A 12,526-nucleotide genomic window follows, 5' to 3' on the forward strand; every position below is an offset into this window, starting at 1 on the left:
AATACTTGCTCTTTCATATCATTTATCCTCCCTTTTCATAAGTTATCTATATGTAATTTCTAAGAAATGTTTATTTCATAGTTTTTATGTTAACGTTACATTAAATTTGATAACGTAACGTTTGTAACATTAATGTAACATAACTATTGTTACGTTGCAATATAATAACGTGAAATTTATTACACTTTTTTTACGTTTTTTTATAATAATCCCCAAAAACCTTTATTTAATGCACTTTTCACTAAGCTCACGTTTGTAACATTCATGTAATATTACAGTCATAAAGTGAAATATAGTCATACTCCTCTCTATTTTTGTTACAAACAGTTTATTTAGTGACACTAAACCTATCTAATCTTTACTTACTTTTAATATGAGATAAAATACCGTCTTTCCAAGATAAGTTTATATGTTTCCTCTATATAACTATGTATAATAAAAACAAAGAGGTGGTCATTTTGAAATTAATCGCATTAGATATGGATGGTACACTACTATCATCTAATCTTGAAATCTCCAAAGAAAACCTACAAGCAATCCAAACTGCACAAGAAGCTGGTCATATTGTAATGATTTGTTCTGGTCGTGCGAAAGAGGATGCTTTAAAGCTATTGGAAGAATATAAATTATCTCTTCCAGTCGGAGCAAGCAATGGGGCCATTGTTTATGTGGATGGAAAAGTAATTAACTCGCGTTGTATACAAAACGACAAAGTGTACAAACTTGCAAAATTACTAGAATCTGAAAGTTTCCCATATAAGTTATATACAAATAAAGGAGTTTATTCTCCATATACATGGCAAGATCAAGTGATGCAAGCGTTCGAAGAAAATAAGCAGGCGCTCGATGTTACATTAGAGGAACTTGAACGAATTACAGAAAAGCAAAAGAAATCGAACTTAATTACTGATTTCAAAAAAATAGAAGATGTTGTAAATAACCAAGAACTAGAAATATCTAAATTCTTCATTTCAACATTTAATGCAGCGCATCGCGCACAGCTATTAAGCGTGTTACAAGAAGACGCTGATATTATGGTTACAGCATCAGCTCCTACTAACTTAGAAATTATGGATAAGAATGGACATAAAGGAAACGGGCTACAGCAGATGGCAGCTCATTTTAATATTCCTATTGAAGATACAGTTGCTATTGGTGATAATTTTAATGATGTACCAATGTTAGAAGTAGCAGGCTTATCTGTTGCAATGGGCAACGCTGAAGAAGATGTAAAAAAACTATGTGATGTTGTAACATTAACAAACAATGAACATGGTGTTGCTCACGCAATCGAGCAATTTGTATTGAAACAAACTTCATCTAGTAAATAAAAAAAGGACTCTTTCCATTTGAAAGAGTCTTTTTTTATACATGATGACAAGAAACAAAATGATCATCACCAACATTACGAAATTCTGGTATTGTTTTTTTACAAACATCTGTTGCAAACGGGCAACGTGTATGAAAACGACAACCTGAAGGTGGATTTGCTGGACTTGGAATATCCCCTTCTAGTATAATTCGCTCTCGCTTCACTGTTGGATCTGGTATTGGAACGGCTGATAACAATGCTTTTGTATACGGATGTAGCGGATTGGTAAATAACTCATCACGCGGCGCCGTCTCCACAATCGTACCTAAATACATAATTCCGATTTTCGTACATAAATGTTCTACTACACTCAAATCATGTGAAATGAATAAATAAGATAATCCCTTTTTCTCCTGTAACTCACTAAATAAATTAATAATTTGTGCTTGGATAGATACATCTAGTGCCGCCACAGGTTCATCAGCTACAATGAATTCTGGATTTAATACCATAGCTCTTGCTATTACGATACGTTGACGTTGTCCACCAGAAAACTCATGGGGATACCTGTCAATATGATAAGGAGCTAAGCCACATAACTCCAATACTTCAATTACCTTTTCACGAACATTTTCTTTCGTCGCTAATCCGTGGGCCAACATCGGCTCTCCAAGTGCTTCTCCAATTCTCATTCTCGGATTTAATGAGCTAAATGGATCTTGGAAAACGAGCTGCATATTAGGGCGATGTTTTCTCAATTCATCCTTGGATAAAGAATGAACATCTTTCCCTTTAAACTTCACTTCCCCCTCTGTTTTTTGAACGAGACGTAAAATTGTTTTTCCTATCGTTGTTTTTCCGCTCCCTGATTCGCCAACGAGACCAAACACTTCGCCTTTATTAATAGTAAAACTTACTCCATCAACTGCTTTTACATGTCCGATCGTTCTACTAAATATGCCACCTTTAATTGGAAAATATGTCTTTAGGTTTTTTACCTCTAATAATGGTTCACTCATTGCTCCGCACGCTCCTCATATAACCAGCAAGCTACTTTATGATTTTCATCATTTACATTTAGATTTGGGACTTCTTTTTCACATATTTCCATACAATGCTCACAACGCCCGCTAAAGTAGCAAAACTCATCCAAACCAACTAAATTAGGAACTTGCCCTGGAATAGAATATAGTTTATCTATTCGTTTTCCCATCACTGGTTTTGATTTCAACAAGCCTTTCGTATACGGGTGTTTCGGATTTTGGAATATCTCTAGTACTGGGGCTTCTTCAATAACTTTCCCGCCATACATAACAACAACGTAATCAGCCATTTCTGCTACAACGCCTAAATCATGTGTAATTAGTAAAATAGATGTTTTAAACTCTTCTTTTACTTGTCTTAATAAGTCTAATATTTGAGCTTGGATCGTAACATCAAGAGCCGTTGTCGGTTCATCAGCAATTAATAACTTAGGATTACAACTAAGCGCAACAGCAATCATAATACGTTGTAACATCCCGCCGCTCAATTCATGCGGATAAGAATGAACAATTTCATTAGCACGGGCTATGCCAACTTTACGAATTAACTCAATTGCTTTCTTATACGCTTCATTTTTACTAAGTAATTCATGCTCCCTTAGCGTTTCTACAATTTGCTCACCTACAGTGAAGACCGGATTTAGCGATGTCATCGGTTCTTGGAAAATCATCGCAATATCATTGCCTCGTAAACTACGAAGTTCTTTCTCTTTCATTCCTAAAAGACTTTTTCCTTCATATAAAATGTCTCCACCTACTACACTGCCAGATTCAGCAATAAGCCCCATAATAGATAAAGCCGTTACACTCTTCCCGCAACCTGATTCTCCTACTACACAAACCGTTTCACCTTCCCGAACAGCAAAGCTAACATGGTTTACAGCCTTCACTGTCCCTTCCTCCGTTTGAAAGTGTGTTTGTAAGTCTTTTAGCTCTACTACCGCCCTACTCATACCTTCTCACCTACCGTCTCATCTTTGGATCTAACGCATCACGAAGTGCATCACCAAGTAAATTAATTGATACAACCGTTATAAAGATTGCAAAACCAGGAGGAATCCATAACCACGGACGCTTTTGAAAATCAATTAATGAGTTAGCTGCGCTAATCATATTCCCCCATGATGGTGTAGGTGGGACGACGCCGAGACCTAAGTAGCTTAGCGCGGATTCTCCCAAAATAGAACCTGCAACACCTAATGTAGATACGACAATTAAAATGGGTAAAACATTAGGTATTAAGTGATATATAATTTTCCGGTAATCTTTTATTCCTAACACATCAGCAGCTTGCATAAATGCTTGCTCCCTAAGTGATAAAATTTGCCCTCTTACAAGGCGTGCAAGCCCTGGCCAACCTACTAAACTTAAAATAATCATAATGACATACAACCGATAATCAGACGGTACTTTCCACTCTGATAAAATCGCACCCATTATAATAAGTAACGGTAATCCTGGCATCGACATTAAAATATCTGCAAGCCGCATAATAATATTGTCCACAATACCACGATAAAAACCTGCAATCGCTCCTAATAAAGCTCCAAGTATAACTGATAAAACCATTGAAGCTAAACCAATGGTTAATGAAATACGTCCCGCTTGCATAAGCCTTGTTAAAATGTCTCTTCCTAATTGATCTGTACCAAGCCAATGAGAAAAACTAGGTGGTTTGTTAATGAGCGCAACTTGTATTTTTCCTGATGCATATGGAGAAAAGAACGGACCGATAAAACAAAATAAAAACATAAAAATTAATGCATAAAACCCTACAAGTGCCATCTTATTTTTCTTTATCTTTTTAAAAGCTTGTCGCCATGGTGATGATGCGTTTCTTCTCTTTTTTTCTTTTTTTTCTGTAATTACTGTAACAGTCTCCATTTCTTTCCCCACCTTACTTCAACCGAATTCGTGGATCAACAACTGCATATACGATATCTGCTAAAAAGTTTGAAACGATTGTTAAACAAGAAAGAAACATCGTAAATGCCATCAATACTGTATAGTCACGGAAATTTAATGCTTCTAATTGAATATTACCAATCCCTGGCCAGTTAAAAATTTGTTCAATAATAATTGCCCCAGAAAACAAGCCAGGTAATTCAAATGCTAATAACGTAATTGCCGGTAAAATTGCATTTTTTAATGCATGCTTATAAATAACCGTCTTCTCCTTCAAACCTTTCGCTCTTGCTGTTCGTATGTAATCTTGTCTTACAACCTCTAACATACTTGTTCTAAAATAACGAGTTAGCGAGCCGACCCCAAGAAGTGTCAAAATAAATACTGGTAAAATCATATGTTTTGCAACTTCTATCACGTAAGCAAATCCTGTTGAATTACTGCCAACATCAATCATTCCACCTATCGGTAATAACTTAAAGTCAACCGCAAACACCTTAATTAAAAACAAACCGATAAAGAATGAAGGGAATGACATTGCTGCAAAAACACCGATTGTTACAAGTTTATCGAACAAAGAATGTTGCTTCGTCGCCGAGAATACACCGATAATAAGTGCAATTAGCCAAATAAAAAACAATGCAATAATTGCTACACTAAAAGAATTCCAAATAAATTTATTTAATAATGACGTTACAGGCTCTTGATATTGAAGCGAGAAGCCAAAGTCCCCTTGCAATGCATTACCTAACCAATGAAAATAACGCTCAACAATCGGTTTGTTCAACCCATATAATTCCCTCAGTTCAGCTGCTCTTTCCGGTGTAATTTTCGGATTTGAATCAATATAATCCCCAGGAAGAAGTGCGAACAGGACGAAGATAATAATTGATGTACCAAGCAGTGTAGGAATCATTTGTAACAACCTACGAACAATATATGTTTTCACCCTTTTTCTCTCCAATCTTATGCTTAAAATAGAAGAACATTTTTTCAAAGCGGCACATTACTAACCGAATGAAAAAATGTCTTCTACTTATACATTCTTATCGTTATTTTTCAAATGATAATACTGGTAAGTTTGCACTAATACTGTTGTACTTTTCAGGATCAATTCCTTTTATATTCCCGTTATAACCAGTAATTGTTCTACGGTAGTTTAATAGAATTACTGGTGGATCATCACTTAATTCTTTATACAATTCTTTATAAATAGGTTTACGCTTTTCGATATCTACAGTTTCAATACCTTTTTGAATTAGCTCACCTACTTTTGCATTCTTATAACCAAGACTAGTTTCATTTGCAGTAGACAAATATTCACCAGCTGTTTCACTCGGGTCACTTGTAATCGGTGTCGAAACAGAAGCTAAATCATAATCCCCTTTGTTTACCTTAGAAAGCATCGTATTAAAGTCCATAAATTCAGGATTAAACTCTACACCTATTTCTTTATAATTCTCTTTCGCAATCGGAATTAATAAATCACTATCTTTAGCCGAACTTGGACCGAAATAAGAAAGTTTTAATTTTTGACCATCTTTTTCACGAATTCCATCCAAACCAACTTTCCACCCTGCTTCATCTAATAATTTTTTCGCTTTTTCTTTATCGTATTCGTATTTATTAACTCCTTCTTCCGTATAAGCCCAAGAAGTTGGATGAATTGGTACATTGGCTACTGTACCGTACCCTTTTAACGCTGTATCAACATATTTTTTGCGGTCTAATCCGTAAATAAGTGCTTGGCGAACCTTTTTATCCTTTAAGTAAGGCTTATTATTATTCATATAAATATAACTATATGACGGTGCTGTTTCGATTTGGATATTTGCGAATTCTAAAGCCTTAGCCTGTTCAAGAACCTCATCACCAGTACCTAAGCCAGTATGGTCAACTTCTCCTGTTTGGAACAACTGAAGCTTCGTATCACCAGAAGTAATTTTATAAATGAAGTTTTGAATTTTTGGTTTACCCGCATAATAATTTTCGTTTGCTACAAAACGAACTTCTTGACCTGGAATATACTTTTCAAATTTATATGGACCCGCAGCTAATGGCTTTCCATATAAATCTTTTAAGTAATCTAAGCTTGTATTTTGCTTATAATCTTTTCCATAATAAGCTTTTGATAGTACTGTACCTCCTAAAACAAATATAGCTTGTGAATTCACTTTTTCAGTTGTAATTTTAATTGTTTGTGGATCAACAACTTGAATACCTTCAATTGAAGTTGCTTTTCCTTCTTTATATTCTTTACCACCTTTAACCGCATATTGAGAGATATCTACTTCACCCTCATATGCCTTATCATGTAAAAGCGTCAATGTGAAAGCTACATCATCCGCCGTTAATGGCGATCCATCACTAAATTTCAAATCTTTACGTAAATGGAATGTATATGTTAACTGATCAGAAGAAACGTCCCACTTCTCAGCTAATTCTGGAATTGGTTTCCCTTGTTTATCGGTTGATACGAGAGATGCAAAAATAACTGAAGTTACGTTTCCATCCCAACCATTTTGTTGGAAGTATGGTAAAAATACGCCGCCTGGCTTACTAATACCAACTACTAACGTATCTTTTCTATTCTTCGCTTTGTCTGGCACTTTCGTTTTATCTGTCGCAGCGATCTTTTCAATTTTCACATTTTTTAAATCCTGCTGTTTAACCGGTTCTGTAGAAGCCGCGTCCTCCTGTCCCCCACAAGCAGACAACACAAGCGAACTACTCATTAATACCGAAAATACACCAGCCCATTTTTTTGTCTTTTTCTTCATTGTCCCCACCCTAACTTTTTATGATTATACCCTCTGAACGAATTACCTTATGTATGCCTCCCACAGCACATTTATAGCCAATCGGAAAAGTCGGTTTTAATCAGAAAAAAATAGATGTTTTTGAGGGGTAACAATCTTATTCCGACCTTTCCGGTAGACTTTATGGTTATTAGCTTATATCGTTCAGTATATTTTGTCAATTCTTTCTAAATAAATATTTTGAGAATTTTTCCAAAATTATCACTCTATCCTTATACTTTAAGAAAACTCAGCTATAATTCGTATTAAAAACTTAAAAATCTACTTCTATTTCTTCAGCATGAAACATAGAATACTAATAACCAATTACCAAAAAGGGGGCGAAAATATGGACAACCTATTCCAATACGTCCTGCACTACGTATTATTAACAATTATGATAGTCGGGGCGCTATTACTATTCCCGTTCTTCCCAAAGTTCGTCCTCTTTTTAGCTTTTTTTATCATGCTCGGGATCGCTATTATAATTTCAACGAGAGAAGATACCACGCAAAAAGAGAGCAGAGTTCAGCGCGTAAAGCTGTAACTTTGCTCTCTTTTCGTTTTCATTCACTAGTCTCTTTTACACATATTTATCCCACTATTTTCCGGTCAGTAAGACCCTCACCTCAAAATTCAGCGAAAGCAAAGAAGTTAGGTGGGGGGCGTGCTGCCCGTAAAAGCCCGATTCGTGAGGACTGATTAAAGTCTCACTTTATCTCTCGGGAAATAATTAGCCTTTGTTTTTGTAATTACTCCTATCGAAAAACCACTAATGACATTTATTTTTCACCTTATCATTTCATATGTTTCACAAGCTATGCAAATTGAGGAACACGGATTTATCTAAGTTACTGTTTCACGTGAAACACATCGCTTTATTTAACCTTTAAAGCCAAATATCATTATGAAAAAAGCCACTTCCTCCAGCAAAACTGAAAGGAAGTGGCTTTCTACTCATTACTCCACAATATTCTCTAATTCATTATATAACTCTGCTCGTAACAACTCTTTCTTCGTTTTTTCCTCATATAATTTTTCAAGTCTTTCAACATCAGCTACATGTTCCATTTCACATTCTATTGCATATACATCTTCTTCTACATGCATTAACTCGTTTTCAATCTCTTCAAGATTCCTAGCTTCTTTCTCTTTTACAGGAACCGTTTCAACACTTTTTTTTCCTTGGCGTTTCTGCTTTATTACTTGCTTCTCAAGCTTTTCTTCCCACTTTTGACGAGCCCATGCATAGTTTCCTGCAAACTCAAATAATTTACATTCATCAATCCAGTACGTCTTTTCAAATAACTTATTTAAAAAATATCGATCGTGTGAAACAGCTAAAATCGTCCCGTTATATTGCTCAAGGGCTTCCTCTAAAACTTCTCTTGATTCAATATCAAGATGGTTTGTCGGCTCATCTAAAATTAGAAAATTGATGTCTTGATACATAAGTTGCGCAAGTCTTAACCTCATTTTTTCTCCACCACTAAGTTGCGTTACTTTCTTAAATACTGCTGGACCATAAAATAAAAACTTAGCTAATATATGTCTTGCTTCTCCCTCTGTTACAGCCACATTCTCCCTGAATGCTTCCAATACATTACTCTTCATATTTTCATACGTATGCTGTGATAAATAACCGATTTTCACACTACTACCAACCCTAATTGCGCCAGCTTCTGGTTCCATTTCTTTTAATAGTAATTTTAGTAAAGTGGTCTTCCCTGTGCCGTTGCGACCAACGATAGCAGCACGCTCTTGAAAACGAACATGTAAATTCGCTTGTTCAAATAAAGGTCGGCCAGCAAAACCTTTACTCACTTCTTTCATTACAACAACATCTTTCCCGCTTCTCTCTTGCCCTTCAAACTGAAGACCCATCTGTTTTCGTTCTAAAATCGGCCTCTTTAATTTCTCTATACGTTCTAACGCACGTTCCATATTTCTCGCTCTTTTATGCAATCCTTCATTCGGAGGGTTCGCTTGATTTGCCCATTCACGTAGACGCTTAATTGCTTCTTTCATTTTCTTTATTTTCTTTTGTTGCTCCTGATAAGCTTGAAACTCTTGAAGTAATCTTTCTTCCTTCTCCTCAACGAACTGAGAATAATTCGTATGGTACACGTGAATCTCTCCATCTTCCAAATCAAAAATTTTCGTTACAACTTCATCAAGGAAATAGCGATCATGTGAAATAACCATAACTGTTCCATTATATTCTTTTAAAAATTGCTCTAACCATTCAACTGCAAACAAATCTAAATGATTTGTTGGTTCATCTAATAGAAGTAAATCTGGTTTCTGCAATAGCATATATGCAAGGCTTACTTTCGTCTGTTCTCCTCCACTTAATTCCGTAAATACTCTTGAAAATAAGTTTGTCACTTGTAAGCCATTTGCTACCTTCATTATATTTGCCTCTATTTCATAACCACCGAGAAATGCAAATTTTTCTTGAATTACTCCGTACCTCTCCATTAGCTTTTGCAAAGAAGATTGTTCCTGCTCTTCTGCCATATTTTTTTCTAGAGTATGCATTTCTTTTTCTAATTCCTTTTCTACTTTAAAAGCGGAACTCAATACATCATATACAGTCATGGCCTCATCAAACTTCGGAATTTGTGCGACATGACCAATACGTGTACCTTTCTTCATATGAATAACTCCTGTATCCAAACTCTCCATTCCCGTTAGAAGCCCAAAGATTGTTGTCTTCCCACTACCGTTACGACCAACTAACCCAACACGTTCACCATTCTTTATTTCAAGCGATATATTTTCAAATATGATGTTTCCACCAAAAGATTTCGTTACATTATTTACACTACAAATAGTCATTTTCCGTACTCCTTTCAATATAAAAAACCATGAGAAAGAAACATTCCCCATGGTTTTCGGCATAGAAAAAGGAAGCCAAATAGCTCCCTTTTCACACGTTTATTAAAAATGGGTGAAGAGATTCCTATCGTTCAATAGTCACTATGCAATTGTTAAAAAAGGGCATACGTATCCCGTTAACAACTACATCATGAAAAATCGCACGACAAAAATAGATAAAATCTAAAAATTTGGCACGTGCAGCTAAAGAACGTTTCATCTCATTCACCCCTTTCGTACGGAATTTAATACTTACTTCTTTATTATACTTCCCTATTTCATGTTTGAATAGTCATTTTTCTGAAAATAATGAAGATAGACTAAACATTTCAATGAGTGACATCAAATCTTACAAAACTGTTATGTTCACGTAATAGAAAGCGATAGTACGAAAAGATGCCTCCCTATACAATAAAGATGTAAACAAGAGAGACAAACAAAAGGAGGAAACAAACATGATAAAAGAAATCGTAAAAGCAATCTTTGAGGTATTAGTGAACGGACAAGCAGTTGTAAAAGAACTAAATGAACTATAAAAAGGAGTGAAGAAATATGATGAACATGGTAAAAATGATTTTACACGCTTTGGTCGATGCAAAAGCAGTTAGCCAAGAATTAAACCAACAATAAAAAGGGGTATATGAATATGAAGAAAGCCATTATTATAATTGCAAGCACAGCAATTACCTTATACACAATAAAAAATAGAAAAAAGAAAAATACTGAAAATGTTCTATATTATCCATACACACTATTAGAGAAAAAATAAAAGACAAGGTACCCTATCGTAATGAGGATATCTTGTCTTTTATTTTTCCCCTTATTCCTTTAGAGGATTTCCTTCTCCTTTTCCCGAATGTATTAAACGGGATTTTTACACATATTTTAAAGGGGCATATATATAAATGGATACACAACAACTATATTTTTTAAACGATATCGGTAAACAAAAACCAGAAAGTATTCGGAATAGAAGCGCTGCATGTCCATTTTGCGATACAGAACATTTAACGGATATTTTAGCAACTGATGGTTCTATTATTTGGTTAAAAAATAAATTTCCTACATTACAAGATACATTTCAAACAGTGTTAATTGAAACCGATAATTGCGAAGATCATATCGCAACATATACAGAAGAACATATGCGGAAATTAATGCAATTTTCTATTCAACATTGGTTACACTTACAGAAGAAAGAAGAGTTCGCATCTGTAATTTTATACAAAAATCACGGTCCATTTTCAGGTGGAAGTTTGCATCATGCACACATGCAAATTATCGGAATGAAATATGTAGATTATCTTGAAAATATTGAAGAAGAAAATTTCCAAGGGGTAATTGTTCAAAAAAACGAACGCATTGAGCTTAATATTTCAGAGCGTCCCATTATTGGCTTCACTGAATTCAATATAATCATTGATAATATTTCATATATAGATGACATGGCAAATTACATTCAGCAAACTGTACGTTACATACTGACAGATTTCCATAAAGGATGCAGTAGTTATAACTTATTCTTCTATTACTTAAATGGAAAAATCATTTGTAAAGTTGTTCCTAGGTTTGTCGTTTCACCGCTGTATGTAGGATATAAAATACCTCAAGTTTCCACAAAACTAGAATACGTAAAAATACAACTAGCGGAGTATTTCACAAAATGAAACGATTATCAAAAAAAAATAGAGTAGGTATCAAAACCTACTCTTTAATTACACCTTTATTTCGATAGTACACATCTTCTAATCCGATGTTATACTTCATGTTATTATCCGTCCACTCTGGCCCTAAATTCCCTGGCCATCCAGATGTATTCGCTATATATTTCAGTAATGCAAAATCAGTCAAACCTTTTTGCACCCCACGCTTATATCCTTTCATTAAATGCGGCATTGCAATTTGCGCATTTGTACGTGGATCTTTCAGCTCATCATCAGTTAAATGTTCTGGTGCAAGCCCGCCGCCGCGGTGTAGTTGAAACAATCCGAATGAAGTTCCATTATCTCCAACACTTCTTGGATTTAATCGACTTTCATGCTCAGCAATTGCAAGAGGTATCCATTCCGGAAGATTTACTTTCTTCGCTTCCTCTATAATGATTTGTTTCATCTGTTTTGCTTCTTCTGAATCAACATAGCTTGTTCCATTCACTAGCTTATCCATTCCTTCAGACTTTCCTTGGAAATATAAATATACTCCAAGAACAACTAAAAATCCTACAAAGAATTTCTTCACTACCTCTACCTCTTTCTCCGCTGAAATTTGTCCCCTTTCAGCCTTCCCTTTACAATTACCTACATTCTACTACTCTTTTATCATAGCAAATAACTATACATATTATCATCATGCTTTAGACCGATTTTGTGAAAAAAAATCTGGTAAATACGTGCAAAAATGTAACTTTCATAGACTATAACGCATTTATTGTATATAATTGTAAAGTGAATTCTAAATATAAACTAGGAGAATAATAATATGAAAAAATGGCTGTTACTCTTATTTAGTTTACTACTATTAATTCCTGTCCCTATGTCCGCACAAAAAACCGAACAACCAAAAACCCTTATTTTATACAGTTCAAACGA

General features: G+C 34.9%; 12 protein-coding genes and 1 pseudogene. 5 read left to right on the plus strand and 8 right to left on the minus strand.

Annotated features, from left to right (window positions below):
* The first annotated feature begins 458 nt into the window (after positions 1-458).
* Positions 459-1,331: a Cof-type HAD-IIB family hydrolase gene (locus DN403_RS24955; protein WP_000766426.1), complete on the plus strand. Its 873-nt coding sequence runs from the start codon at positions 459-461 to the stop codon at positions 1,329-1,331.
* A 34-nt stretch (positions 1,332-1,365) separates the two neighbouring features.
* Here DN403_RS24955 and DN403_RS24960 read toward each other — a convergent pair whose 3' ends face one another.
* From DN403_RS24960 to DN403_RS24980, 5 genes are all read right to left on the minus strand, one after another.
* Positions 1,366-2,331 (minus strand): ABC transporter ATP-binding protein, encoded by a 966-nt coding sequence (locus DN403_RS24960; RefSeq protein ID WP_001294500.1) that lies wholly within the window; start codon positions 2,329-2,331, stop codon positions 1,366-1,368.
* On the minus strand, positions 2,328-3,308 hold the full coding sequence (locus tag DN403_RS24965) for an ABC transporter ATP-binding protein (RefSeq protein WP_000085616.1): 981 nt from the start codon (positions 3,306-3,308) through the stop codon (positions 2,328-2,330). The genes DN403_RS24960 and DN403_RS24965 overlap by 4 nt, the downstream gene beginning before the upstream one ends.
* A gap of 10 nt (positions 3,309-3,318) precedes the next feature.
* A complete protein-coding gene (opp4C, locus tag DN403_RS24970; protein WP_000451075.1) occupies positions 3,319-4,239 on the minus strand; it encodes an oligopeptide ABC transporter permease in 921 nt (306 codons plus the stop codon).
* A 13-nt stretch (positions 4,240-4,252) separates the two neighbouring features.
* Positions 4,253-5,209 carry an ABC transporter permease gene (locus DN403_RS24975; RefSeq protein ID WP_000860748.1) on the minus strand — a complete coding sequence of 319 codons (957 nt, stop codon included), beginning with the start codon at positions 5,207-5,209 and terminating at the stop codon, positions 4,253-4,255.
* 103 nt (positions 5,210-5,312) lie between these two features.
* Positions 5,313-7,040: an ABC transporter substrate-binding protein gene (locus DN403_RS24980; RefSeq protein WP_149185853.1), complete on the minus strand. Its 1,728-nt coding sequence runs from the start codon at positions 7,038-7,040 to the stop codon at positions 5,313-5,315.
* Positions 7,041-7,407: 367 nt separating this feature from the next.
* Between DN403_RS24980 and DN403_RS24985 the strand changes: the two genes are divergently transcribed.
* Positions 7,408-7,605, plus strand: coding sequence for a hypothetical protein (locus tag DN403_RS24985; RefSeq protein ID WP_000369259.1), 198 nt, complete (start codon positions 7,408-7,410; stop codon positions 7,603-7,605).
* A 413-nt stretch (positions 7,606-8,018) separates the two neighbouring features.
* Here DN403_RS24985 and abc-f read toward each other — a convergent pair whose 3' ends face one another.
* Positions 8,019-9,950, minus strand: a complete 1,932-nt coding sequence (gene abc-f / locus DN403_RS24995; RefSeq protein ID WP_141481178.1) for a ribosomal protection-like ABC-F family protein — start codon at positions 9,948-9,950, stop codon at positions 8,019-8,021.
* 73 nt (positions 9,951-10,023) lie between these two features.
* Positions 10,024-10,158 (minus strand): RAxF-45 family protein, encoded by a 135-nt coding sequence (locus DN403_RS31940; RefSeq protein ID WP_000830643.1) that lies wholly within the window; start codon positions 10,156-10,158, stop codon positions 10,024-10,026.
* A 420-nt stretch (positions 10,159-10,578) separates the two neighbouring features.
* Between DN403_RS31940 and DN403_RS25000 the strand changes: the two genes are divergently transcribed.
* A complete protein-coding gene (locus DN403_RS25000) occupies positions 10,579-10,707 on the plus strand; it encodes a hypothetical protein (protein WP_002083998.1) in 129 nt (42 codons plus the stop codon).
* A gap of 136 nt (positions 10,708-10,843) precedes the next feature.
* Entirely contained in the window at positions 10,844-11,605 is a 762-nt protein-coding gene (locus DN403_RS25005) for a DUF4931 domain-containing protein (protein ID WP_002162952.1), read from the plus strand.
* A 37-nt stretch (positions 11,606-11,642) separates the two neighbouring features.
* Here the strand turns inward: DN403_RS25005 and DN403_RS25010 are convergent, their stop codons facing one another.
* Positions 11,643-12,176 carry a transglycosylase SLT domain-containing protein gene (locus tag DN403_RS25010; RefSeq protein WP_000713249.1) on the minus strand — a complete coding sequence of 178 codons (534 nt, stop codon included), beginning with the start codon at positions 12,174-12,176 and terminating at the stop codon, positions 11,643-11,645.
* A 240-nt stretch (positions 12,177-12,416) separates the two neighbouring features.
* Between DN403_RS25010 and DN403_RS32385 the strand changes: the two are divergent.
* Positions 12,417-12,526: pseudogene (locus DN403_RS32385) on the plus strand (DUF2334 domain-containing protein); the annotation flags it as partial.

Origin of the sequence: Bacillus sp. AY2-1, from assembly GCF_008368965.1 — a bacterium.
GTDB lineage: Bacteria > Bacillota > Bacilli > Bacillales > Bacillaceae_G > Bacillus_A > Bacillus_A thuringiensis_S.